A 25,052-nucleotide genomic window follows, 5' to 3' on the forward strand; every position below is an offset into this window, starting at 1 on the left:
TCAGCGCCGTGCGCCGGCGCTGTGCATCGCTTCGACCAGATCGGCGGCGCGCAGCGGCGCCGTGGGGCTGAGTTCGGCGGCCAGGCCGTGCAGCCAGGTGGCGTGTCGCGCGGCCTCGAGCGCGCCGCTTCCCGAGGCCGACCAGCAGCCGCCGATCCAGCCTGCGAGCACATCGCCGGTGCCGGCACTGGCGAGCGCTGCGTTGCCGGTGCCGTTGATCCAGAGTGCACCGTCGGGCGCCGCGATCACCGACCCCGAGCCCTTGAGCACGACCACGCAGCCGAATTGCGACGCCAGTCGGCCCGCAGCGGCGAGGCGGTCGGACTGCACGCTTGCGGTGTCGGTGTTCAGGAGGCGTGCGGCCTCGAGTGGATGTGGCGTCAGCACGGTTTCACGCTGACGGGTCTGGCGTGCCGCCAGGAGCGCAGCGAGCGACGGATCGGCTGACACGGCGTTCAAGGCGTCGGCGTCCAGCACGAGACGGCCCGCGGTGCTCAGCAAGCGGGGCAGTGCTTCGCGGATCGCCGTGCCGCCGCCGCAGCCGGCAACGACGGTCGACGCTTCTGCCGATGCGGTTTGCCACCAGCCGCGGCGGAACATCAGCTCGGGCCGCGTGGCATCCAGCGTGAGCGGGGCGGCGTCGAGCACGTCCACGTAGACACGGCCGCTGCCGGCGGCATGGGCGGCTCGGGCGGCGAGCAGCGCCGCTCCTGCCATGCCAGTGGCGCCGCCCACGATGGCGACGTCGCCAAAGCTGCCTTTGTGCCGCGCGTGGCCTCGGTCGGCGGCGCTTGCCGGGGAGCCGCTCAGCATGGCGCTCGCGCGTTCGGGCCCAGCAGTTCCCAACGCATCGAACCACACCTCTCCTGCGTGGTCTCGGCCGGCCGCGGTGAAGAGGCCCGGCTTGAGTGTCAGGAGCGACAGCGTGTGGTCGGCCACGACGCAGGCATCGTCATGCGCTTGGCCTGTGTCGGCGTTCAGGCCCGAGGGCAGATCCACCGCCAGCACCGGGCAGGCGAGGGCGTTCAGGGCGTCGATCAGCGAGGCGAGTTCACCGGCCGGAGCGCGCCGGCTGCCCAGGCCGAGAAGGGCGTCGATCGCGACGTCCGGCCTCTCGGCCGGCCCGGTGTTGGCGTGAACGGAGATGCCGGCGTTGCGGGCCCGTGCGTAGGCGTCTGCCGCATCGGCGGGCAGATGCTGCGGGTCACCGATCAACGAAACCTCGACTGACCAACCCGCAGCCAGCAGGTGGATGGCGGCGTCCAGCCCATCGCCGCCGTTGTTGCCCGGCCCGCAGGCGATCCACACGCGGCGTGCGTGAGGATGCAGCGCGCGCGTGAGGGCGGCGACCGCCGCTCCCGCTCGCTGCATCAAGGTGTGGGGCGGCAACCCAAGCTGCGCCTGCTGCTCGATCTGCCGCGACGCGGCCACGTCATGCAGCGGCCAGTCGCGCCGGGCGGGCAGGATGCGTTGCATCGCTCAGTGCCGCAGCCGTTCGAGGCCGAGGCCTTCGGTGTCGATGGCCGCGGCGCGCGACGACACCGCATCGGCGACCACCCGCGCCGACCCGCAGGCGAGAGCCCAGCCGCTGGAGCCATGACCCAGGTTGAGCCACACGCCGGGCAGGCCGCTTTCGCCCAGCAGCGGTGGGCCGTCGGGCAGCATGGGGCGGGCACCCTTCCACACCTGGGCCTGGCTCATGTGGGCCGCGCCGGGGAACCAGTCATTCAGCACCTTGTAGAGCGTGGCAAGCGCGGCCTTGTGGTGCCGCTCGGGGCGGCCGCCGAGTTCGGCACTGCCGGCCACGCGCAGGCGTGAGCCGAAGCGGCTGACCGCGACCTTGTAGCGTTCGTCCATGACGGCTGAGCGCGGGCCCAGGTCGGGGTGGGCGTCTAGCTTGCGAAGCGGGGCCGTCACCGAGTAGCCATACACGGGGGCCAGCGGCAACTTCAAGCCGTGCGGTCGCAGCAGCCGGGTCGAATCGACGGCGGCACAGATGACCACGGCGTCGAACGTTTCGGTCTCGGGCTCGAAAGGGAGGACGTCGGTCGGAGGCCCGTCGAGGCGCGCGGCGTCGGCGCTCACCCAGGTGGACTCCTCCATCGGCGAGTAGACCCTGGTCAGCGTCGGTCGGCTACCCGGGCCGAGGCTCTGCACGTTGGTGTGGAAACGAAACTTGGCGCCCAGGCGTTCTGCCTCGGTGCGCAGCAGCAGCGCGAACTGGCGGCAATTCCCCACCTCGTCGTGCGGCAGGTGGACGCCGGCGTGCAGCGGAGCATCGGCGCTCAGGCCCGGCTCGACCTGGCGGCATTGAGCGGCATCGAGAAGGTGGTGGCGTATGCCGGCTTCCTTCAGCTGATCGAGGGTCGCTTGCGCGCGTTCGGCCTCGCGGGCACTGCGCAGCAGCACGAGGTAGCCCTCGGCACGCTCGTAGTCGAGCTGCAGTGCATGCGTGAGCTTGTGCAGACGCTGCTTGCTGTAGTTGGCGAGCCGCTGCAGGTTGGCGCGGTTGCTGCGGTAGGCGGCGGGGCGGCAGGCGCGCCACCAGCGCCACATCCAGCCCAGCGTCGACGCCCCGAGGCGTGCGTTGAGCCTCACGGGGGCGTGCCGTTGGAAGAGGTGGCTCATCACGTGCCACGGCATGCCCGGCGATGCCCAGGGTGTCACATAACCTGGGGCGATCACGCCCGCGTTGGCGAAACTCGACTCGGCTGCCACGCTGCCGCGACGCTCGAAGACAGTGACGTCGTGGCCATCGGCCGCGAGTTCATAGGCAGACGTCACCCCGACGATGCCAGCTCCGATCACGGCGACGCGCATCAGGAGCGCCCCTTCGCGAGCGTGGCTTCGATCGCAAGCGAGGCGTCGAGTACGGCGTCGTCTTGCAGTGCGTGGCTCCAGACCATCAGGCCGACGGGCAGTTCGTCGGGCGTGTGGCAGGGCAGCGAGAGCGCACAGCCATCGAGCATGTTGACGACCGAGGGGTTGCGCAGCAACAGGGCATTGGTGGCGAAGAAGGCATCGTCGCTCGTGAGGCTGGCGATGGTGGGCGCCACGATGGGGACGGTGGGGCTGAGCAGCGCGTCGTAGCGGCGCATCGTGAGGGTCATGCGGGCAATCCAGTCGGCGCGGGCGCGCGTGAGGTCGAGGTAGTCGGCGGCCGACATTGTTTCGCCGCGGTGGATGCGCAGGGCGACGCGGGGGTCGTAGTCGGCCTGGCGCTGGCTGAGCAACTGGCGGTGCCACGCCCAGCTCTCGGCGGCCGAGAAGCCACCAGTGGCGTTGATGGCGGTGAGCTCGGCCAGCTCGGGCAGGGCAAGGGTCTCGATCTGTGCCCCGGCTTGGCGCAGTGTTCCGAGGGAGCGCTCGAAGGCGCGCGCGACGTTGTCGTCCAGTCCTTCCAGCTGCGACGTGGGCACGGCCAGTCGCAGTGCGCTCACGGGGCGGCCCGGGAGACTGACGCGACGTGCCGCCAGTACTTCGTGGAGCAGCACGGCGTCGCGCACCGAGCGGGTGATGGCGCAGGCGGTGTCAAGCGTGGTCGACAGAGGGATCGCGCCTTCGGTCGGCGTGAGCCGGGCCGTGTTCTTGAAGCCGACCAGGCCTTGCAGCGCAGCCGGGATGCGGATGGAGCCGCCGGTGTCGGACCCGAGCGCGGCCCACGCCGCGCTACTGGCGACCGAGACGGCGCCCCCCGAGGTCGAACCACCTGGAATGCGAGGCTCGGCGTCCAGCGCCAGAGTCGCGGCGTTGGGAGGCGTGCCGTAGTGGGGGTTCAGTCCGACGCCCGAGAACGCGAACTCCGTCATGTTGGTATGGCCGGTCAGCGAAGCGCCGGCGGCTCGCAGCCGAGCGACCGCCGGGCAGTCGGCCTGCGCGACTGGCGCATCGGCCAAGACGCGGGAAGCGGCCGTCGTGGCGTAGCCCTGCACATCGAACAGCGCCTTCACGCTCACCGCAAGGCCTGCGAGGGCGGGAAGCGGCGCGCCGGCCGCGTGCAGCCGGTCGACGCCGTGCGCCGCGGCCATCGCCTGGGCATCGAAGCGGGTCAGGTACGTCCTGGTGTTGGCGGCGCTCTCGGCGCTCTGCAGGCTGGCGGCCAAGGCCTCGGCCGCCGTCGTGCGCCCTTGCAGCAGGGCGGCTCGGGCAGCGGTCAGGTCATTCGTCATGGGTGGAGAGTGCCTGCTATACTCCGCGGGTTTACCTGAATGCCGGCCGTGTCGAGCTGGCGTGGGTGAACAAATCGCGAATCCGGCCGTTGAAGGTGTCGCCTGCTTTACGAAAAAGCGCTGGCGATTCTGGCCGGATTCTAGAACCAACCTTTGGAGTGATTCATGTCCGTCACCATGCGTGAAATGCTGGAAGCCGGCGTCCATTTCGGGCACCAAACGCGCTTCTGGAACCCCAAGATGGCCCCGTACATCTACGGCCATCGCAACAAGATCCACATCATCAACCTCGAGAAGACGCAGCCGCTCTTCCTCGATGCGATGAAGTTCATCCGCCAGCTCGCCGCCAAGCGCGGCACGATCCTGATGGTCGGCACCAAGCGCCAGGCGCGCGACGTGATCGTGCAGGAAGCCAAGCGCGCTGGCATGCCCTTCGTCGACCAGCGTTGGCTTGGCGGCATGCTGACCAACTTCAAGACGGTCAAGGGTTCGCTCAAGAAGCTGAAGGACATGCAGGCCCAGGTCGAGGCGGGCAGCGAGATCCGCATCAAGAAGGAAGCCCTGCTGTTCCAGCGCGAGCTGGCCAAGCTCGAGAAGGACATCGGCGGCATTCAAGACATGAACGCGCTGCCTGACGCGATCTTCGTCATCGACGTCGGCTATCACAAGATTGCCGTTGCCGAAGCCAAGAAGCTGGGCATCCCGGTGATCGGCGTGGTGGACTCCAACCATTCGCCCGACGGCATCGACTACGTCATTCCGGGCAACGACGACTCGTCCAAGGCCGTGGCGTTGTACGCCCGCGCCGTGGCCGACGCCGTGCTGGAAGGCAAGGCCAACGCCACCAACGAAGTGGTCCAGGCTGTGTCGGCCGAAGGCGACGAATTCGTGGAAGTCAGCGAGAACGCCTGAGCGACTCGCCCCGACTCACCTCACGGGTGAGCATGAAAAGGGGCTTTGACAGCCCCTTTTTTTCAATCAATGCATGACGATTCCGGCGGTCGGCGGACGCTTCCGACCCCGAGCCAACAGGAGATTTGAGATGGCTGCAATCACCGCAAGCATGGTCGCCGAGCTGCGCGCCAAGACCGACGCCCCGATGATGGAGTGCAAGAAGGCACTCACCGAAGCCGGTGGCGACTTCGACAAGGCCGAGGAACTGCTGCGCGTCAAGCTGGGCAGCAAGGCCGGCAAGGCCGCTTCGCGCATCACCGCTGAGGGCGTGGTCGCCGCGGCCGTGGAAGGCACGACCGGCGCGATCCTCGAAGTCAATTGCGAAACCGACTTCGTCACCAAGAACGACTCGTTCCTCGCGCTCGCCAAGGCCGCCGCCGAGCTCATCGCCAAGAGCAACCCGGCTGACGTGACCGCGCTGGGCGCATTGCCGTATTCGCAAGACGGCTTCGGCCCCACGCTCGAAGACGTGCGCAAGGGCCTGGTCGGCAAGATCGGCGAAAACATGTCGTTCCGCCGCTTCAAGCGCTATGCCAGCGGCGGCAAGCTCGCCAGCTACCTGCACGGCACCCGCATCGGCGTGATCGTCGAGTTCGACGGCGACGAGGTCGCTGCGAAGGACGTGGCCATGCACGTGGCCGCCATGAAGCCGGTGTCGCTGTCGGCTTCAGACGTGCCCGCCACGCTGATCGAGAAGGAGCGTTCGGTTGCTGCCCTGAAGGCTGCCGAATCGGGCAAGCCGGCCGACATCGTCACCAAGATGGTCGAAGGCTCGGTGCAGAAGTACCTGAAGGAAGTCAGCCTGCTGAACCAGGTGTTCGTGAAGGCCGCCGACGGCAAGCAGACTGTCGAGCAGTACCTCAAGTCCACCAACACCACGGTCAAGGGCTTCACGCTCTACGTGGTGGGCGAAGGCATCGAGAAGAAGGTCGACGACTTCGCAGCCGAAGTGGCGGCGCAAGTGGCGGCCGCCAAGGGCGGCTGAAGCCCCCACTGGAGCGTGCCGCGCCGGGCCTTCGGGCCCGGCTTCGCGGATAGACTCAATGCCCACCCCGTCCTGAACACGAGTTCGTCTGACCACAAGTCGACTTCACGAGGAAACTGAATGCCGGCCTACAAGCGCATCCTGCTCAAACTTTCTGGCGAAGCCCTGATGGGCGACGATGCCTACGGCATCAACCGCGCGACCATCGTCCGCATGGTGCGCGAGATCCAGGAAGTGACGCAGCTCGGGTGCGAGGTGGCGGTGGTCATCGGCGGGGGCAATATCTTCCGCGGCGTGGCGGGCGGCTCGGTCGGCATGGACCGGGCCACGGCCGACTACATGGGCATGCTGGCCACGGTGATGAACTCGCTGGCGCTGGCCGACACGATGCGGCAAGAGGGCATGACGGCGCGCGTGATGTCGGCCATCGGCATCGAGCAGGTGGTCGAGCCCTATGTGCGCCCGAAGGCGTTGCAATACCTTGAAGAAGGCAAGGTGGTGGTCTTCGCTGCCGGCACCGGCAACCCCTTCTTCACCACCGACACGGCCGCGGCACTGCGCGGCGCCGAGATCGGCGCCGAGATCGTGCTCAAGGCCACCAAGGTCGACGGCGTCTACACCGCCGATCCCAAGAAAGACCCGAGCGCCACGCGCTACAGCCGGGTCAGTTTTGACGAAGCCATCACCCGCAACCTGCAGGTGCTCGACGCAACCGCCTTCGCGCTGTGCCGCGACCAGAAGCTGCCGATCAAGGTCTTCAGCATCTTCAAGGCCGGCGCGCTCAAGCGCGTGGTGCTGGGTGAAGATGAAGGCACTCTCGTGCACGTGTGAGGCAGGAGCACTGAAATGAGCATCGCAGACATCCGCAAGAACGCTGAAGCGAAGATGGCCAAGTCCATCGAATCGTTCAAGAACGAACTGGGCAAGATCCGCACCGGCCGCGCCCACCCCGGCATCCTCGACCAGGTGCAGGTCGACTACTACGGCTCGATGGTGCCCATCAGCCAGGTCGCCAACGTGAGCCTGCTCGACGCCCGCACGATCAGCGTGCAGCCCTGGGAAAAGGGCATGGGCCCGAAGATCGAGAAGGCTATCCGCGAGTCGGACCTGGGCCTCAACCCCGCCGCACAGGGCGACCTGCTGCGCGTGCCGCTGCCGGCGCTGACCGAAGAGCGCCGCCGCGACCTCACCAAGGTCGTGCGCTCGGCTGCCGAAGACTCTCGCATCGCGGTGCGCAACCTGCGCCGCGATGCCAACGACCAGGCCAAGAAGCTCCTGAAAGACAAGCTCATCACCGAAGACGACGAGCGCCGCTCGCTCGACGAGGTGCAGAAGCTCACCGACCGCATCATTGCGGAAATCGACCGCCTCACCTCGGCCAAGGAAGCCGAGATCATGGCCGTCTGACACACAGCACCTTCGTGGACTCAGCGCAGCGCGTCCCACGCCACATCGCCATCGTGATGGATGGCAATGGCCGCTGGGCGAAGAAGCGCTTCATGCCGCGCTTTGTCGGGCACAAGTTCGGGGTCGACGCGCTGGTGGGGGTGGTGAAGGCCTGCGCTGACCGTGGGGTCGAGTACGTCACGGTCTTCGCGTTCTCGTCGGAAAACTGGAAGCGACCGGCCGAAGAGGTGTCGGGGTTGATGAGCCTCGCCATTTCCACCGTCTCCAAGCACCTCACCAAGATGGTGGGCGAGGGTGTGCGCATCCGCATCGTCGGCGATCGTTCGCACGTCGCACCCGCAGTGCGCGCGGCGCTCGAGCGTGCCGAAGAGTCCACACGCCACAACACCCGCATCAACCTGTCGGTCGCGTTCAACTACGGCGGCCGCTGGGACGTGGTGCAGGCCTGCCAGAAGGCGATCGCCGATGGCGTGGCTCCCGAAGCCCTGGACGAGGCCACGCTCTCGCGCTACATGGCGATGAGCTTCGCGCCCGACCCCGATCTCTTCATCCGCACCGGCGGCGAGAAGCGCGTGAGCAACTTCCTGCTGTGGCAGGCGGCGTACTCGGAATTCGTGTTCAGCGACTGCCTCTGGCCCGACTTCGGCGAAGCCGAACTCGATGCAGCACTGGCCGATTACGCGCGGCGTGACCGCCGTTTCGGCCTGGTGTCGTCGGCGGACGCAGCGGCGCTGGCGAAGGCCTGACACCATGTTGAAGCAACGTGTCATCACCGCGGTTGTCATGTTGCTCGTCTTGCTGCCGGCGCTCTTTGCGCCGATGGCCTGGCCGTTCGCCCTGCTGATGCTGGCGATGGCGGGCGCCGCGGCCTGGGAGTGGGGTCGCCTCAATGGCGCGTCTTCTGCGACTGCCGTGGGAATGGGCGTTGTGACGGCGGCAGCCTGCGGCGTGGCGTTGTGGGCGGGCTGGGTGCACGTCGGGCCGAGTGTGGCCTGGTGGTTGGCGTTCGTCGTCTGGGTGCTGGGCGGCGCGCTCGCGCTGAAGGTGGGCGTCGGATCGTGGCCGAACTTGCCTCGCGTGGCCCGCTGGCTGATTGGCATGGCCGCCATCTGGACGGCCTGGCTCGCGCTCTCGAGTGCCAAGGCGGCCGGCATCAACTTCCTGCTGTCGATCTTCTGCCTGGTCTGGGTGGCCGACATCGCGGCCTACTTCGGCGGCAAGACCTTTGGCCGGCGCAAGCTCGCCCCCGCCATCAGCCCTGGCAAAAGCTGGGAAGGGGTGTGGAGCGGCATGGTCGGCGTGCAGGCACTGGCCTGGGCGTGGATCTGGGCCGATCAGCACTGGCAATTGCCATCCCTCGACTCGGCGAGCCTCTTCACCGTGCTGCTGGAGCGCCTGGGGGCGCCAGGACTCGTGCTGGCGTTGGTTTTCCTGAGCGCGATGAGTGTGGTGGGGGACCTGGTCGAGTCGCTCGTGAAGCGCAGCGCCGGGGCCAAGGACAGCAGCAACTTGCTGCCCGGGCATGGCGGTGTACTCGACCGTGTCGATGCGCTGCTGCCCGTGTTTCCCATCGCGATGGCGCTGAGCACGCTCGGCAATTTCTGAGCAACTCCATGCAATCGACTCCTTCCGCGCGGCAGCGCGTCTGTGTCCTTGGCTCGACCGGCAGCGTGGGCGCAAACACGCTTGAAGTGATGTCACGTCACCGCGAGCGGTACGACGTCTTCGCTCTGACGGCGCACAGCCGCGTCGACGAGCTCCTTGCACAGTGCGTGCAGTGGAAGCCGCGCTACGCCGTGATCACGCAGCCAGGGCTCGCCCAGCTCTTGCGCGAAGGCCTGAAGGCCGCAGGCCTGCGCACCGAGGTGCTCGAAGGCTCGGGTGCCCTGTCGCTGGTGGCGGCGCATCCTGAAGTGGACTCGGTGATGGCGGCCATCGTCGGAGCCGCGGGGCTTGAGCCCTGCATCGCTGCGGCGCGTGCCGGAAAGCGCCTGATGCTCGCCAACAAGGAGGCGCTCGTCGTGGGCGGCGCGTTCTTCATGAAGGCGGTGAAGGAGGGCGGCGCGACGCTCCTGCCCATCGACAGCGAACATTCCGCGATCTTCCAGTGCCTGCCGGAGGATCGCAGCACCTGGGGCCGGCGCATCGACCACATCGTGCTCACCGCGTCGGGCGGCCCGTTCCGCCAGCGAGATCACGGCACCCTCCACCGCGTGACACCCGATGAGGCCTGCGCCCATCCCAACTGGGTCATGGGCCGCAAGATTTCGGTCGACTCGGCGACCATGATGAACAAGGCGCTCGAGGTGATCGAGGCGCGTTGGCTGTTCGACCTCACGCCGGAGCAGATCCGCGTGGTGATCCACCCGCAGAGCATCATCCATTCGATGGTGGTGTGCCGAGACAACTCGGTGCTCGCGCAGCTCGGCACGCCCGACATGCGCGTGCCGATCGCCTATGGCCTGTCGTTCCCCGAGCGCATCGAATCGGGCGCGAGTGCGCTCGATTTCACGACGCTGGCGGCACTGCAGTTCGAGCCGGCCGACATGCAGCGCTACCCCGGCCTGCAATTGGCGTGGGACACGCTGCGCGGCGCCGAGGGCAGCACCGCGGTGCTCAACGCCGCCAACGAGGTGGCGGTGGCGGCGTTCCTGGCGGGAACCATCCGCTTCGACCAGATTCACAGCGTCAATGCGCACACCCTCGATGCGATCACGCCCTCGTCCGATGCCTGCCGCTCGATCGAGGGGCTGCTCTCGCTCGACGCCAGCGCACGCCGCGCGGCCGAGCAGCAGGTGAGCCGCCTGCGCGCACCATGACCACTGTTCTCGCTTTCATCCTGACGCTGGGCGTGCTCATCGTCATCCACGAGTACGGCCACTATCGTGTGGCCCGTGCCTGCGGGGTGAAGGTGCTGCGTTTCTCGGTCGGCTTCGGCAAGGTGCTGTGGCGACGCCAGCCGCAACCGGGCGGCACGGAGTTCGTGCTCTCGGCGTTGCCGCTGGGCGGTTATGTGCGCATGCTCGACGAGCGCGAAGGCCCGGTCGAGCCGAGTGAGCTGCACATGGCCTTCAACCGCAAGCCGCTGCGCCAACGGGCCGCGATCGTCGCGGCGGGGCCGGCGGCCAATCTGCTGCTTGCGGTGTTGCTCTATGCCGCGCAGCACTGGATTGGCGTCGAAGAGCCGAAGGCGCTTCTGTCAGCGCCGGTTGCAGCGAGTGTGGCCGAGCGTGCCGGCATGCGCTCGGGCGACTGGGTGCGCGCCTGGTCGACCGATGGCACCGATTGGGAAGACGTGCGCTCGCTGACCGATCTGCGCTGGCAGGTGACCCATGCCGTCCTGGAGGGGCGCCCCATCCAGTTGCTGGTGACCAATGGCGAGGGCCATGGCCAGCGCACCGTCGTGCTCGAACTCGACAAGCTGAATGCCAAGGATGTCGACGCCAAGTTGATGCAAAGCATCGGGCTCGGTGCCCCCTATCGCGGCGACGCACCGCTGCTCGCATCGGTCAAGCCGGGTGGGGCCGGCGCCCAGGCCGGGCTCAAGGCGGGCGATGTGGTACTGAGCATCGATGGCACGCCGATGCGCACCATGGACCAGCTCTGGCAGACCATCCGCGCCAGCGCCGATCGTCGTTCGACCGACCCGCAGCGCTGGTCGGTGCTGCGCGAGGGTCAGGTGCTCGAGCTGGCGGTCAAGCCGGCGATCGTCACCGATGGCGACAAGCGGGTCGGCCGCATCGAAGCGGGGCTCGGGCTGCCAATCGAGATGGTGACCGTGCGCTACGGCCTGTGGGATGGCTTCGCGCAGGCGGCGTCTCGCACCTGGGAGGTCTCGGCGCTCACGCTGCGCATGCTCGGACGCATGCTGATCGGCGAAGCGTCGCTCAAGAACCTGAGCGGCCCGTTGACCATCGCCGACTACGCCGGCCAATCGGTGAAGATGGGCCTCGCTTACTATCTCGGTTTTCTCGCGGTGGTCAGCGTGAGCCTCGGGGTGCTCAACCTGCTGCCGTTGCCGGTCCTCGATGGTGGGCACCTCATGTACTATCTTTTCGAAGCCGTGACGGGGCGGCCGCCCTCCGAGGCGTGGTTGGATCGACTGCAGCGCGGTGGTGTGGCGCTGATGCTCGTGATGACATCGCTCGCCCTCTACAACGACGTGGCCCGCATTCTGGGCCTGCACTGAATACTGCATGCGCAATCTCCCTGTCTCGCCACGCCTCCGCCTGTCGTACTTCCGTCCCAGCGTCCTGTCGATTGCCTTGGGGTTGGCCTTGCAGGCCGGGTCGGCCTGGGCCGTCGCACCGTTCGTGCTGAAGGACATCCGCGTCGAAGGCCTGCAGCGCTCCGATGCGGGCACCGTGTTCGCTTCCCTGCCGTTCCGCATCGGTGACACCTACACCGACGAAAAAGGCGCGGCGGCCTTGCGGGCACTTTTCGCGACCGGCCTCTTCAAGGACGTTCGCGTCGAGGTCGATGGCGATGTCGTCGTGGTGATCGTCGACGAGCGCGCCGTCATCGCCAACATCGACTTCGTGGGCTTGAAGGAGTTCGACAAGGACGTGCTCATCAAGTCGCTGAAGGACTTCGGCATTGGCGAAGGCCTGCCCTTCGACAAGGCCCTGGCCGACCGCGCCGAGCAGGAATTGAAGCGTCAATACCTGACGAAGAGCCTCTACGCCGCCGAGGTGGTGACCACCGTCACGCCGCAAGAGCGCAACCGCGTCAACGTGACCTTCACCATCACCGAAGGCGGCCCTTCGCGCATCCGCGACATCCGCATCCTCGGCAACAAGGCGTTCTCGGAAGGCACGCTCACCGGGCTCTTCGACCTCAATGACGGCAGCTGGCTCAACTGGTACACCAAGGGCGACCGTTATTCGCGCTCGAAGCTCACGGCGGATCTGGAGACGCTGCGCTCGTACTACCTGAATCGCGGCTACCTCGAATTCGCGATCGAGTCGACCGAGGTGAGCATCTCCGGCGACAAGCAGGACATCACGATCACCGTCAACATCCGCGAAGGCCAGCCCTACACGGTCACCGGTGTGAAGCTCGAGGGGGACTACCTCGGCAAGGAAGACGAATTCAAGTCGCTGGTCAAGATCGAGCCGGGTGAGCCTTATCGCGCCGAATCGGTGGCCGACACTTCGAAGGCCTTCACCGACCGCTTCGGCACCTACGGCTACGCCTTCGCGCGTGTCGATGCTCGCCCCGACATCGACCGTGCGACCGGGCAGGTGGTGCTTGTACTTGTAGCCGACCCGCAGCGCCGCGTCTACGTGCGCCGCATCAACGTTGCCGGCAACAGCCGCACTCGCGACGAAGTGATCCGCCGCGAGTTCCGCCAGTTTGAATCGTCCTGGTACGACGGCAACCGCATCAAGCTGTCGCGCGACCGGGTCGACCGCCTGGGCTACTTCAAGGAAGTCAACATCGAGACCAACGAGGTGCCCGGGTCGCCCGACCAGGTGGATCTCACGCTGACGGTTGTCGAGAAGCCGACGGGCAACCTGTCGCTGGGCGCTGGCTTCTCAAGCGCCGACAAGCTCGCGCTGTCGGCGTCGATTAAGCAGGACAACGTCTTCGGGACCGGCAACTACCTCGGCATCGACATCAATACCAGCAAGTCGGCCCGCACGCTGGTGGTGAGCGCGGTCGACCCGTACTTCACCATCGATGGCATCTCGCGTGCGGTGGACGTTTTCTACCGCACCCAGAAGCCGATCAACAGCCAGGGTGAGGAGTACGAGTTCATCACCCCCGGCGCTTCCATCAAGTTCGGGGTGCCGTTCAGCGAGTACGACACGGTCTTCTTTGGCGCTGGCATCGAGCAGACGAAGATCAAGGGCAGCTTCGGAATGCCTGAGACTTACGTGCAGCACATCGCGCAATACGGCGAAAAGACCACATCGGTGCCAATCACCATTGGCTGGACGCGTGACGGCCGCGACAGCGCTCTGGTGCCCAACGAAGGCAGCTACAAGCGAGTCAACGTCGAGTGGGGTGCCGCCGCAGATACGCGCTACCTCCGGACCAACCTGCAATACCAGCACTACTGGCCTCTGTCGAAGAGATACACCTTTGCTGTCAACGCCGAACTGGGCTGGGGCGAGGGTCTGCAGGACAAGCCCTATCCGGTGTTCAAGCGTTTCTATGGAGGCGGCCTGGGCACCGTCCGGGCGTTCGACCAAGGCACTCTGGGCCCAGTGGACGTACAGGGTGGCTACATCGGCGGCACGCGGCGCCTGAACCTCAACAGCGAGCTCTATCTGCCAGTGCCCGGTGCCGGGAACGACCGCACGCTGCGCTTCTTCGCATACCTCGACGCCGGCAACGTGTGGGACGACAAGAGTGCCCTCGACCCACTGCGCGTCTCGGCTGGCCTGGGCCTGAGCTGGGTGTCCCCGGTCGGCCCGCTCAAGCTCAGCTGGGGCAAGCCGCTTCGCTACGAGCGCACGGATAGAATCCAGCGTCTCCAATTCCAGATCGGGACCGCGTTCTAATGAGCAGCTCATCCATCAAGTCGGTGATCTTTGCCGTCTGCCTGGTCGTTGCCGCCTCGCTCGCGCACGCCCAGAGTGTGAAGATCGCCTATGTCAACAGCGACAAGGTGATGCGCGATGCGCTCCCCAACCAGGCCGGCTGGGTGAAGCTGGAGGCGGATTTCAATCGGCGCGAGAAAGAACTCACCGAACTCAACAGCAAGCTGAAGGCGGCGGCCACGAAGCTGGACCGTGAAAGCGTCTCGCTGCCTGACGCCGAGCGTGAACGCCGCCAGCGCGAGCTGATCGATCAGGATCGTGAGTTGCAGCGCAAGCAGCGCACCTACCGCGAAGACCTCGCCCAGCGCCGCAACGACGAAATGATCGCGCTGCGCGAGCGGGTGCTGGCGGTGATCCGCCAGATCGCCGAAAAAGAGAACTACGACCTCGTGGTCCAGGAAGCCTTCCACGCCAGCCCGCGCATCGACATCACTGACAGCGTGATCAAAAAGCTCAACGAACCAGTCGGAAAGTAGGCGGTGGCTGAGGCTGCCACACTGGGTGAGATCGCCTCGCACCTGGGGGGCGAGCTGATCGGCGATCCTGCCCACCGCATCACGCGCATCGGGCCCCTGGAAGGCGCCACGCCGTCCACAATTTCGTTTCTTTCCAACCCGAAGTACCAGAGCCAGTTGGCCAGCTCCGAAGCGGGCTGCGTGATCGTTGGCCCGGCGTCCCGCGACGCGGCCATCGCGCGCGGCGCAACGCTGGTGACGGCCGACGCCTATCTCTCGTTTGCGCACCTCACGCAATGGTGGGCAGCGCGCAGCCGCCCGCGCGATCTGCCGGGCATCCATCCGAGCGCTGCCATCGACCCCTCGGCGCAGGTGGCCAAGTCGGCAAGCATCGGCCCGTTCGTCGTCATCGAAGCCGGCGCGGTGATCGAGGAAGACGCGGTGATCGGAGCCCACTGTTTCATCGGGCGAGACGCCAGGGTGGGGTGGGGTACGCGCCTGTCGGCGCGTGTGACGCTCATGCACGGAAGTCAGATCGGCGCGCGCGGCATAGTGCACAGTGGTGTCGTGCTGGGCGCCGACGGGTTCGGCTTCGCGGCCAGCCCGAGCGGTGCCGTCAAGATCGAGCAACTGGGCAACGTGCGCATCGGCAACGATGTCGAGATCGGCGCCAACACCTGCATCGACCGCGGTGCGCTCGACGACACCGTCATTGAAGACGGCGTGAAGATCGACAACCTCGTCCAGATCGGCCACAACTGCCGCATCGGCGCACACACCGCCATCGCGGGCTGCACGGGCATCGCCGGCAGCTCGATCATCGGCAGCCGCTGCATCATCGGCGGCGCCGCCATGATCACCGGCCACCTCAAGATCTGCGATGGCACCGTGATCTCATCGTGCACCGCAGTGACACGCTCGATCCTCAAGCCGGGAACGTACAGCGGCCTCTTCCCCATGGACGACAATGCGACCTGGGAAAAGAACGCGGCCACGCTGCGCAATCTGCATGCATTGAGGGAGCGCCTGCGCGCCCTTGAAAAGAAGACCCCATGACGACCATGATCGACATCCACCAAATCCTGAAGACGCTGCCGCACCGCTACCCCATCTTGTTGGTGGACCGGGTGCTGTCGCTCGAGAAGAACAAGCGCATCCAGGCGATCAAGAACGTCAGCATCAACGAGCCGTACTTCAACGGCCACTTCCCGCACCGCCCGGTGATGCCGGGCGTGCTGATGCTGGAAGCGCTGGCCCAGGCCGCGGCCATCCTTGCCATCGAGACGATGGGCATCAAGCTCGACGACCAGACCGTCTTCTATTTCGCCGGCATCGACGGTGCTCGCTTCAAGCGCCCGGTGGAGCCCGGTGACCAACTCGTGCTTGAAGTCGACCTCGACCGCATGAAGGCCGGCGTGTGCCGCTTCAAGGCGCGCGGCCTGGTTGCTGGCGAACTGGCCGTCGAAGCCGAACTCACCTGCACCATGCGCCGCGTGGCGTGACGGCGGAGGGCTCGCGATGAGCAACAACATCCACCCGACCGCGATCGTCGACCCGAAGGCACAACTCGCGGGCTCGGTGACGGTGGGCCCGTATGCGGTGATCGGCCCCGAGGTGCGCATCGGTGAAGGCACGACCGTCGGGCCGCACTGCGTGATCGAAGGCCGCACGACGATCGGCCGCGACAACAAGCTCTACCAGTTCAGCTCCATCGGCGCGATGCCGCAGGACATGTCGCATGGCGGCGAAGTCACCGAACTCGTGATCGGCGATCGCAACACCATCCGCGAGTTCTGCACTTTCAACACCGGCACCTTCAAGGAGCAGGGTGTGACCCGGGTTGGCAGTGACAACTGGATCATGGCTTACGTCCACCTCGCGCATGACGTGCGCGTGGGCAGCCATACGGTGCTGGCCAACAACGTGACGCTCGCGGGCCATGTTCACGTGGGTGACTGGGCCGTCATCGGTGGACTGTCGGGCGTGCATCAGTTCGTGCACGTCGGTGCGCACACGATGATCGGCTTCCAGGGCCATGTGGCTCAGGATGTCGCACCCTTCATGACGGTCGACGGCAACCCCCTGGCCGTGCGTGCAGTGAATCTCACCGGCCTCAAGCGTCGCGGCTTCAGCGATGAGCGCCAACGGGTGATCCGTCAGATGCACAAGCTGATCTTCCGCAGCGGTGCCACGCTCGACCAGGCCAAGGCCGAAGTCGAAGGTCTGAGGGGGCAGGGCGGAGACGAAGACATCCAGACCATGCTGGATTTCCTCGCCGCGTCCACCCGCGGCCTCGTGCGCTGAACTGCGGGCTACCGATGACAGTGACGACAGGCCCTCGCCTGGGCATGGTGGCCGGCGAAACCTCGGGGGATCTGCTGGCGGGCCTTCTGCTCGGAGGTCTGAAATCACGTTGGCCCGACCTGGCCAGCTTCGGCATCGGTGGCCCACGCATGGCCGAGCATGGGTTCGACGCCTGGTGGCCGCACGAGAAGTTGGCGGTGCGTGGCTATGTCGAGGTGCTGCGCCACTACCGCGAGCTGGTCGGCATCCGCAATGCGCTGGGCGACCGTTTGCTCAAGGAGCGGCCTGATGCCTTCATCGGCGTCGATGCCCCCGACTTCAACCTCGGCCTGGAGACACGCCTCAAGTCGGCCGGCATCAAGACCGTGCACTTCATCAGCCCGTCGATCTGGGCCTGGCGCGGCAAGCGCATCGAGAAGATCCGCGCTGCGGCCGACCATGTGCTGTGCATCTTCCCGTTTGAGCCGGAGATCTATGCAAAGCATGGCATCGCCGCGAGCTACGTGGGTCACCCGCTGGCCGATGCCATTCCGGTCGAGGTGCCGCGTGCTGCCTCGCGGGTCGCGCTCGGGCTTGACGCCGATGTGCAGGTGGTAGCTTTGTTGCCCGGCAGCCGCCGCTCCGAGATCCAGTACAACGCGCCGCGCGTGCTTGCTGCTGCGCAGTTGATGAAGCGCGAACGCCCGGGCCTGCGCTTCGTGCTGCCTGCGGTGCCGAGCCTGCGCTCGATGATCGACCCGCTGGTGGCGCAGTACGCACCCGGAGCCGGCGTCCAGGTGCTGAACGGGATGTCGCACCAGGCGCTCGGCGCCTGCGATGTGACGCTCATCGCCAGCGGCACCGCCACGCTCGAGGCTGCGCTCTTCAAGCGGCCCATGGTCATCACCTACGTGATGCACTGGCTGACCTATCAGCTCATGAAGCGCATGGCCTACCAGCCCTGGGTGGGCCTGCCCAACATTCTGTTGCGCGACTTTGCCGTGCCGGAGTTGCTGCAAGCCGAGGCGACCCCCGACAATCTCGCTCGCGCCGCTTTCAAGTGGCTGGACGATCCCGAGGCGGGTGCCTCGCTGGTCCGGCGCTTCGAAGGCCTGCACCAGCAATTGCGCTGCAACACCGCCCAAGCCGCCACCGATGCCATCGAAAAAGTCCTCCGTGCCTGAACAGCTCGGCCTGAGCTTCGATGTGATCGGGCTCGTCGCGGGTGTCGATGAAGCGGGGCGCGGCCCGCTGGCCGGCCCGGTGGTGGCCGCGGCCGTGATCCTCGATGAGCTGAAGCCCATCCGTGGGCTCAAGGATTCGAAGCTGCTCACGGCGCTCGCGCGTGAGCGCCTCTACGACGAGATCCGCGCCAAGGCGCTGTGCTGCTCGATCGCCGAAGCCTCGGTCGAAGAGATCGACACGCTCAACATCCTGCATGCGACGATGCTCGCGATGAAGCGCGCCGTCGAAGGTCTGCGCCTGAAACCCGGCAAGGTGCTGGTCGACGGCAACCGCTTGCCGGTGCTCAAGATCGCGGCAGAGGCCATCGTCAAGGGCGATGCCAAGGTGAAGTCGATCTCGGCGGCCTCGATCCTCGCCAAGGTGCATCGCGATCGGCTGTGCCTCTCCTTGCACGAGGCCCATCCGCAATACGGTTTCGACGGGCACAAGGGCTACGCGACCGCCGAGCACCTGGCGGCCTTGCGTGCGCACGGCGCCTGCGTGCACCACCGACGCTCGTTCGCGCCGGTGCGCGAAGCGCTCGAAGGGCCCTGACGTGGCCGACGTCAAGGCGATCAGTTCGCGCGACAACCCTTTGCTCGTGCGCCTACGCAAGCTCGCGAGCGACCCGGCTGGATATCGCAAGCTCGGTCAACTGTGGATCGAAGGCGATCACCTGTGTTCGGCACTGCTGCAGCGCGGTGGCCAGCCGGCACACGCACTGATCTCGGAAGATGCCTGGGCACAGCCGGCGCTGCGAGACATCGCCAACCAGGCGCAGGCCGTCGCGGTGCTGCCCGCGTCATTGATGGCGGGCATCAGCTCGCTCGAATCGCCAGCGTCCATCGGTTTCGTCGCCGACTGGTCCGGCGCGGGTGAGCTTCAGCCCCATGCGCCCAGCGTGGTGCTTGACCGGCTGCAGGATGCCGGCAACGTCGGCACCATCTTGCGCACGGCTGCAGCCTTCGGCTTCACCCAATGTGTGGCCCTGAAAGGCACCGCGGCGCTTTGGTCGGGCAAGGTGCTGCGCGCCGGCATGGGCGCGCATTTCGGCCTCAACCTCGTCGAGCTGGCCGGTGACGCGCAACTCGATGCCCTGCGCGTGCCCTTGATCGCCACCAGCTCGCACGCGCAGCGTGCGTTGCACGAAGTCGACCTGCCCTGGCCCTGCGCCTGGGTGATGGGCCACGAAGGGCAGGGGGTGTCTGCGGCGCTCGAGGCCCGCTGCTCCCTGACCCTGCGCATTGCGCAGCCGGGTGGCGAGGAGTCGCTCAACGTGGCCGCCGCCGCGGCCGTCTGCCTTTACGAATCGACCCGCCAGCGGATTTAGTACATCAGCCGGTCGGGCCGGATGTCTCGCAGGATGGTGGTGGCGATCTCTTCGATCGACTTGTGCGTGGACGACAACCACGAGATGCCCTCGCGACGCATCATCTGCTCGGCCTGCGCGACCTCGCGGCGGCAGTTTTCCAGGTTCGCATACTGGCTGTTGGGCCGGCGCTCGTTGCGGATCTCCGAGAGACGCTCGGGCGCAATGGTGAGGCCGAAGCATTTCGCCTTGTGCGGCGCGAGGCTCTTGGGCAACTCGTTGCGCTCGAAGTCTTCGGGGATCAGCGGGTAGTTCGCGGCCTTGATGCCGTGCTGCATGGCGAGGTACAGCGAGGTCGGCGTCTTGCCGCTGCGGCTGACGCCCACGAGGATCACGTCCGCCTGCTCCAGGTTCTTGGCCGACTGGCCGTCGTCATGGGCCAGCGAGAAGTTGATCGCCTCGATGCGGTCGGTGTACTCCTGGCTCTTCGACACATCGGCGAAGCGCCCGATGCGGTGGTTGGACTTCACACCGAATTCGGCTTCCAGCGGCTCGATGAAGGTGTTGAACATGTCCAGCACCATGCCCTTGCTGGCCTTGAGCACGCCCAGCATGTCGGGGTCCACGAGGGTCAGGAAGACCACCGGCCGCACGCCTTCGAGTTCAGCCGTCTGGTTGATCTCGCGCACCACCTGGTGTGCCTTGTCGAGGGTGTCGATGAAGGGGCGTCTCACGTGGCGTGGCTTGCCCGGGAACTGCGCCAGGATCGAGTTGCCGAAGGTTTCGGCGGTGATGCCGGTGCCGTCAGAGACAAAGTACACAGTGCGGTTCGGCATATGGAATCTGGGACCGGGGAGTAAGGGGGTCGATCATAGGCAAATCGGGCCTAGAATCTTTTTTGACTCTTCCCAGTCGCACCAACGCATGCCACCGCCTGCACTCCAATCACAACTCGACACGCAGCGAGTCGCTTTGCCGCTTGAGCCCCTGATCGGCTCGCGGCGCTGGGAACACCCGGTTTACCAACATCACGGAGTTTTCCCATGTCTTCCATCAATCTGGCGACCGCCCTGGTCGTGCCGTTTGAACACCTGAGGATGACCGACGTCGAGTCGGTTGGCGGCAAGAACGCCTCCCTCGGCGAGATGATCAGCCAGCTGGCGGCCTCGGGCGTGCGGGTGCCCGGCGGCTTTGCCACCACGGCCCACGCCTTCCGGCGCTTCCTGGCGCACAACGGCCTGGCCGAGCGCATCAGCCAGCGCCTGGCCACCCTCAACACCGAAGACGTACGCGCGCTCGCCGAAGCCGGCGCCGAGATCCGCCGCTGGGTCGAAGACACCCCGTTCCCGGCCGACCTGCAAGACGCCATCACCACCGAGTTCGCCAAGCTCACCGCCGGCAACCCGGGGGCGTCCTTCGCCGTGCGCTCCTCGGCCACCGCCGAAGACCTGCCCGACGCCAGCTTCGCCGGCCAGCAGGAGACCTTCCTCAACGTCGTCGGCATCGACGACGTGCTGCACAAGATGAAAGAGGTCTTCGCCAGCCTCTACAACGACCGCGCCATCAGCTACCGCGTCCACAAGGGCTTCGCCCACACCGACGTGGCCCTCTCCGCCGGCGTGCAGCGCATGGTCCGCTCCGACCTGGGGGCGGCCGGCGTCATGTTCACCATCGACACCGAAAGCGGCTTCAAGGACGTCGTCTTCATCACCTCCAGCTACGGCCTCGGCGAAACCGTGGTGCAAGGCGCCGTCAACCCCGACGAGTTCTACGTCCACAAGCCCGCGCTCAAGAACGGCAAGCAGGCCATCATCCGGCGCAACCTCGGCTCCAAGCTCATCAAGATGGAGTTCGCCAGCCCCGAGGAGAAGAAGGCCTCCGGCAAGCTCGTCAAGACGGTGGACACCGCCACCGAGCAGCGCAACCGCTACTCCTTGACCGACACCGACGTCACCGAACTCGCCCAATACGCCCTCATCATCGAGCAGCACTACGGCCGCCCGATGGACATCGAATGGGGCAAGGATGGCAGCGACGGCCAGCTCTACATCCTGCAGGCCCGCCCCGAGACGGTGAAGAGCCAGCAAGAAGGCAAGGCCGAGCAGCGCTACAAGCTCAAAGGCACCGGCACCGTGCTCGCCGAAGGCCGCGCCATCGGCCAGAAGATCGGCACCGGCCCCGTGCGCATCGTGCACAGCCTGGCCGAGATGGACAGCGTGCAGCCCGGTGACGTGCTCGTCACCGACATGACCGACCCCAACTGGGAGCCGGTGATGAAGCGGGCGAGTGCCATCGTCACCAACCGCGGCGGGCGCACCTGCCACGCCGCCATCATCGCCCGCGAACTCGGCATCCCCGCCGTGGTGGGCTGCGGCGACGCCACCGACACCCTCAAAGACGGCGCCCTCGTCACGGTCGCCTGCTCCGAGGGCGACACCGGCTACATCTACGACGGCCTGCTCGAGACCGAGATCACCGAGGTCGACCGCGGCGAGCTGCCGTACTGCCCCATCAAGATCATGATGAACGTGGGCAACCCCCAGCTCGCCTTCGACTTCGCCCAGATGCCCAACTCCGGCGTCGGCCTCGCCCGCCTCGAGTTCATCATCAACAACAACATCGGCGTGCACCCCAAGGCCATCCTCGACTACCCCAACATCGACATCGACCTCAAGAAGGCGGTCGAGTCGGTGGCCCGTGGCCACGCCTCGCCGCGCGCCTTCTACGTCGACAAGCTCACCGAAGGCGTGGCCACCATCGCGGCCGCCTTCTGGCCCAAGCCGGTGATCGTGCGCCTGTCCGACTTCAAGTCCAACGAGTACAGGAAGCTCATCGGCGGCAGCCGCTACGAGCCCGAAGAAGAAAACCCCATGCTCGGCTTCCGCGGCGCCTCGCGCTACGTGAGCGACGGGTTCGGCGACGCCTTCTCGATGGAGTGCGAGGCCCTGAAACGTGTGCGCAACGACATGGGCCTGACCAATGTCGAGATCATGGTGCCCTTCGTCAGAACGCTCGGCCAGGCCAAGCGCGTGACCGAGATGCTGGCCGAGAAGGGGCTCAAGCGCGGGCACGAGGGCCTGCGCATCATCATGATGTGCGAGATCCCGAGCAACGCCGTGCTGGCCGACCAGTTCCTCGAGTTCTTCGACGGCATGTCGATCGGCTCGAACGACCTGACCCAGCTCACCCTCGGCCTGGACCGCGACTCGGGCATGGAGATCCTGGCGGCCGACTTCGACGAGCGTGACCCGGCCGTGAAGGCGCTCATCTCGCGGGCCATCACGGCGTGCCGCGCGGTGGGCAAGTACGTGGGCATCTGCGGCCAGGGGCCCAGTGACCATGCGGACTTCGCCGACTGGCTCGCGGCCGAGGGCATCGTGTCGATTTCGTTGAACCCCGATACGGTGGTCGAGACCTGGAGACGCCTGGCCACGCGCCGCTGATCGCCCACACACGCCTCGGCGAGGGTAGATGAGGATGGCACGGGGCCGCCGCGCCCCGTGAGAATGGCCCGCCATGGCCGGCCTCTCCGCATCCGATGACTTGAGCCCGCGGGCCTTCACCCGCCGGCTGAACCGGGTCTATGGCGCCTACGTGCTGGGGCTGCTGCTCTTCATCGCGGCGCTGGCCGGGCTTGAAGCGCTGGGCATGTCGCGCCGCTGGATCGGCGCGATCTTCCTGCTTTCGACGGTGTTGCTCTACGCGGGCATCGGCGTGCTGTGCCGCACCTCGGATGCCGATGAGTACTACGTCGCCGGCCGGCGTGTGCCTGCGGCCTACAACGGCATGGCGACCGCGGCCGACTGGATGTCGGCCGCGTCGTTCATCAGTCTGGCCGGCACCATGTACCTGCAGGGCTACGCGGGTCTGGCGTTCATCATGGGGTGGACCGGAGGCTACTGCCTCGTCGCGCTGCTGCTGGCGCCGTATCTGCGCAGCTTCGGCCAGTACACGATCCCCGATTTCCTGGGCGCGCGCTACGGCAGCCACGGCCCGCGCCTGATGGGGGTGCTGGCGGCGATCCTGTGCTCGTTCACCTATGTCGTGGCGCAGATCTATGCGATCGGGCTGATCGCGAGCCACCTTGTCGGCGTCGGCTTCGAGATCGGTGTGTTCCTCGGGTTGGGCGGAATCCTCGTGTGCTCGTTCCTCGGTGGCATGCGGGCAGTCACGTGGACGCAGGTGGCGCAGTACATCGTGCTGGTGGTGGCGTTCCTGGTGCCCGTGTTCTGGCTCTCGGTCAAGCAGACGGGCGTGCCACTGCCGCAGCTGGCCTATGGGCAGCAGCTGCAGAAGGTGACCGAGCGCGAGAACGCCTTGCGAGCCGACCCACGCGAGCTGGAGGTGATCGCGCTCTACAAGGTGCGGGCCGAGGAATACGCAGCCAAGCTGAAGGACATCCCGGCAGCACTTGCGCGCGACCAGGAATCCGCGCGCCAGCGCGTGCAGCAGCTGCGCGCGGAAGACGCACCGCTCGCCCGCATTCAGGCGGCCGAGAAGGCTCTGCTGGCCTTGCCCCGCGATGCAGAGACGGCTCGCCGCATGTGGTCGCAGGCCAAGGCGGCGGCTGAGGCGAGGGCTCAGCCTCTTGGAGGGCTGCCGGCACACGGCACTGCCTATGCGGGTGACCCGAAGGGCACGGCCGCGCAGCAGCGTGAGTTCGACGACTCCCGGCGCAATTTCCTGGCGCTGGTCTTCTGCCTGACCATCGGCACCGCGGCCCTGCCGCACCTCTTGATGCGCAGCTACACCACGCCCTCGGTGCGGCAGGCACGGCAGTCGGTGACGTGGTCGCTTTTCTTCATCCTGCTGCTGTACCTCTCGGCACCGGCATTGGCGGTGATGGTCAAGTTCGAGGTGTTCAACGTGCTTGTGGGCACGCCTTTCGACCAGCTGCCGGGTTGGATCGCCAATTGGGCCAAGGTCGACGCCGGGCTCCTGAGCGTGAGCGACATCAACCAGGACGGCGTGCTGCAGCTGGGCGAGATCCGCATCGGCAGCGACATGGTCGTGCTCGCCACGCCCGAGATTGCCGGGTTGCCCTTCGTGGTGTCGGGCATGGTGGCGGCGGGCGCTCTGGCTGCAGCGCTCTCCACGGCCGACGGCCTGCTGCTCACGATCTCGAATGCGCTCTCGCACGACGTGTACTTCAAGGTCATCGACGCGAGCGCATCCAACAGCCGGCGTGTCACCACCTCGAAGATGCTGCTGCTGGTCGTTGCCTTGAGCGCAGCGGCGGTTGCGGCGCAGAAGCCGGCCGACATCGTCTTCCTCGTGTCCGCCGCTTTCTCGATCGCGGGCTCGGCGCTCTTCTCGGCCTTGGTGCTGGGCGTGTTCTGGAAACGAGCCACGGCGACTGGCGCCGTCGCGGGCATGGTGGCTGGCCTCTCGGTCACGCTGTACTACATGATCCGCAACGAAGCCTGGATGCGTGACATCTTTCACGTCGTGGTGCCGGTGGACCTCTGGCTCGGCATCCAGCCGATCTCGGCGGGGGTGTTCGGCGTGGCCGCCAGCCTCGTGGTCACCATCGTGGTAAGCCTGCTGACGCCGGGCCGCTCCTCGGCGAGCGAGGCCTTCCTGGAGCGCATCCGCTCTCCGCGCGTTCCTCAGTAAGGGCTGCGCCGCCGCGGAGTGGTTTCAGAGTACAATCGCGGGCTTACCTTGCCACACCCGGTCTGATGGTCGCTTCGCCTGGATTTCGCCAGGCCTCCTGCC

At 66.7% G+C, this 25,052-nt stretch carries 22 protein-coding genes; 18 read left to right on the plus strand and 4 right to left on the minus strand.

Annotated elements, in window-relative coordinates:
- From RXV79_RS11655 to RXV79_RS11665, 3 genes are read right to left on the minus strand one after another with little or no spacing between them, the layout of a single operon-like run.
- Positions 1 to 1,476 carry an NAD(P)H-hydrate dehydratase gene (locus tag RXV79_RS11655; protein ID WP_316703579.1) on the minus strand — a complete coding sequence of 492 codons (1,476 nt, stop codon included), beginning with the start codon at positions 1,474 to 1,476 and terminating at the stop codon, positions 1 to 3.
- Between the two features lie 3 nt (positions 1,477 to 1,479).
- Entirely contained in the window at positions 1,480 to 2,820 is a 1,341-nt protein-coding gene (locus RXV79_RS11660; RefSeq protein ID WP_316703580.1) for an FAD-dependent oxidoreductase, read from the minus strand.
- Entirely contained in the window at positions 2,820 to 4,169 is a 1,350-nt protein-coding gene (locus tag RXV79_RS11665; protein WP_316703581.1) for an amidase, read from the minus strand. Before RXV79_RS11665 ends, RXV79_RS11660 begins: the two co-directional genes overlap by 1 nt.
- Before the next feature lie 165 nt (positions 4,170 to 4,334).
- Between RXV79_RS11665 and rpsB the strand changes: the two genes are divergently transcribed.
- The 16 genes from rpsB (at position 4,335) to RXV79_RS11745 (ending at position 19,355) form a co-directional block, all read left to right on the plus strand.
- Positions 4,335 to 5,081, plus strand: a complete 747-nt coding sequence (gene rpsB / locus RXV79_RS11670) for a 30S ribosomal protein S2 (RefSeq protein ID WP_316703582.1) — start codon at positions 4,335 to 4,337, stop codon at positions 5,079 to 5,081.
- A gap of 130 nt (positions 5,082 to 5,211) precedes the next feature.
- Complete coding sequence (tsf, locus tag RXV79_RS11675; RefSeq protein WP_316703583.1) at positions 5,212 to 6,108, plus strand: translation elongation factor Ts; 897 nt, start codon at positions 5,212 to 5,214, stop codon at positions 6,106 to 6,108.
- Between the two features lie 120 nt (positions 6,109 to 6,228).
- Positions 6,229 to 6,939 (plus strand): UMP kinase, encoded by a 711-nt coding sequence (gene pyrH, locus RXV79_RS11680; RefSeq protein ID WP_316703584.1) that lies wholly within the window; start codon positions 6,229 to 6,231, stop codon positions 6,937 to 6,939.
- A gap of 15 nt (positions 6,940 to 6,954) precedes the next feature.
- Positions 6,955 to 7,515 (plus strand): ribosome recycling factor, encoded by a 561-nt coding sequence (gene frr, locus RXV79_RS11685; RefSeq protein WP_316703585.1) that lies wholly within the window; start codon positions 6,955 to 6,957, stop codon positions 7,513 to 7,515.
- A gap of 14 nt (positions 7,516 to 7,529) precedes the next feature.
- Complete coding sequence (gene uppS / locus RXV79_RS11690) at positions 7,530 to 8,261, plus strand: polyprenyl diphosphate synthase (RefSeq protein ID WP_316703586.1); 732 nt, start codon at positions 7,530 to 7,532, stop codon at positions 8,259 to 8,261.
- A gap of 4 nt (positions 8,262 to 8,265) precedes the next feature.
- Positions 8,266 to 9,120: a phosphatidate cytidylyltransferase gene (locus RXV79_RS11695; protein ID WP_316703587.1), complete on the plus strand. Its 855-nt coding sequence runs from the start codon at positions 8,266 to 8,268 to the stop codon at positions 9,118 to 9,120.
- Positions 9,121 to 9,128: 8 nt separating this feature from the next.
- On the plus strand, positions 9,129 to 10,334 hold the full coding sequence (ispC, locus tag RXV79_RS11700) for a 1-deoxy-D-xylulose-5-phosphate reductoisomerase (RefSeq protein WP_316703588.1): 1,206 nt from the start codon (positions 9,129 to 9,131) through the stop codon (positions 10,332 to 10,334).
- Positions 10,331 to 11,704, plus strand: coding sequence for an RIP metalloprotease RseP (gene rseP / locus RXV79_RS11705; protein WP_316703589.1), 1,374 nt, complete (start codon positions 10,331 to 10,333; stop codon positions 11,702 to 11,704). The genes ispC and rseP overlap by 4 nt, the downstream gene beginning before the upstream one ends.
- Before the next feature lie 7 nt (positions 11,705 to 11,711).
- A complete protein-coding gene (gene bamA / locus RXV79_RS11710) occupies positions 11,712 to 14,024 on the plus strand; it encodes an outer membrane protein assembly factor BamA (RefSeq protein WP_316703590.1) in 2,313 nt (770 codons plus the stop codon).
- Complete coding sequence (locus tag RXV79_RS11715) at positions 14,024 to 14,539, plus strand: OmpH/Skp family outer membrane protein (RefSeq protein WP_316703591.1); 516 nt, start codon at positions 14,024 to 14,026, stop codon at positions 14,537 to 14,539. The genes bamA and RXV79_RS11715 overlap by 1 nt, the downstream gene beginning before the upstream one ends.
- 3 nt (positions 14,540 to 14,542) lie before the next feature.
- A complete protein-coding gene (lpxD, locus tag RXV79_RS11720) occupies positions 14,543 to 15,574 on the plus strand; it encodes a UDP-3-O-(3-hydroxymyristoyl)glucosamine N-acyltransferase (RefSeq protein WP_316703592.1) in 1,032 nt (343 codons plus the stop codon).
- A gap of 5 nt (positions 15,575 to 15,579) precedes the next feature.
- On the plus strand, positions 15,580 to 16,020 hold the full coding sequence (gene fabZ / locus RXV79_RS11725; protein ID WP_316704094.1) for a 3-hydroxyacyl-ACP dehydratase FabZ: 441 nt from the start codon (positions 15,580 to 15,582) through the stop codon (positions 16,018 to 16,020).
- A gap of 16 nt (positions 16,021 to 16,036) precedes the next feature.
- The gene (lpxA, locus tag RXV79_RS11730; protein ID WP_316703593.1) at positions 16,037 to 16,822 is read left to right on the plus strand and encodes an acyl-ACP--UDP-N-acetylglucosamine O-acyltransferase; all 786 of its coding nucleotides are present in this window, start codon (positions 16,037 to 16,039) and stop codon (positions 16,820 to 16,822) included.
- Positions 16,823 to 16,836: 14 nt separating this feature from the next.
- Entirely contained in the window at positions 16,837 to 17,985 is a 1,149-nt protein-coding gene (gene lpxB, locus RXV79_RS11735; protein WP_316703594.1) for a lipid-A-disaccharide synthase, read from the plus strand.
- Positions 17,957 to 18,580 carry a ribonuclease HII gene (rnhB, locus tag RXV79_RS11740; protein WP_316703595.1) on the plus strand — a complete coding sequence of 208 codons (624 nt, stop codon included), beginning with the start codon at positions 17,957 to 17,959 and terminating at the stop codon, positions 18,578 to 18,580. The genes lpxB and rnhB overlap by 29 nt, the downstream gene beginning before the upstream one ends.
- Before the next feature lies 1 nt (position 18,581).
- Positions 18,582 to 19,355 carry a TrmH family RNA methyltransferase gene (locus tag RXV79_RS11745; protein ID WP_316703596.1) on the plus strand — a complete coding sequence of 258 codons (774 nt, stop codon included), beginning with the start codon at positions 18,582 to 18,584 and terminating at the stop codon, positions 19,353 to 19,355.
- Here RXV79_RS11745 and RXV79_RS11750 read toward each other — a convergent pair.
- A complete protein-coding gene (locus RXV79_RS11750; RefSeq protein WP_316703597.1) occupies positions 19,352 to 20,170 on the minus strand; it encodes a posphoenolpyruvate synthetase regulatory kinase/phosphorylase PpsR in 819 nt (272 codons plus the stop codon). The two genes, RXV79_RS11745 and RXV79_RS11750, sit on opposite strands and share 4 nt — an antisense overlap.
- 207 nt (positions 20,171 to 20,377) lie before the next feature.
- Here RXV79_RS11750 and ppsA point away from each other — a divergent pair, with 207 nt between their 5' ends.
- Positions 20,378 to 22,777 (plus strand): phosphoenolpyruvate synthase, encoded by a 2,400-nt coding sequence (ppsA, locus tag RXV79_RS11755; RefSeq protein WP_316703598.1) that lies wholly within the window; start codon positions 20,378 to 20,380, stop codon positions 22,775 to 22,777.
- A 73-nt stretch (positions 22,778 to 22,850) separates the two neighbouring features.
- Positions 22,851 to 24,950: a sodium:solute symporter family protein gene (locus tag RXV79_RS11760; RefSeq protein ID WP_316703599.1), complete on the plus strand. Its 2,100-nt coding sequence runs from the start codon at positions 22,851 to 22,853 to the stop codon at positions 24,948 to 24,950.
- The last annotated feature ends 102 nt before the right edge of the window (positions 24,951 to 25,052 follow it).

The sequence above is a fragment of the Piscinibacter gummiphilus genome (assembly GCF_032681285.1).
Lineage (GTDB): Bacteria > Pseudomonadota > Gammaproteobacteria > Burkholderiales > Burkholderiaceae_C > Rhizobacter > Rhizobacter gummiphilus_A.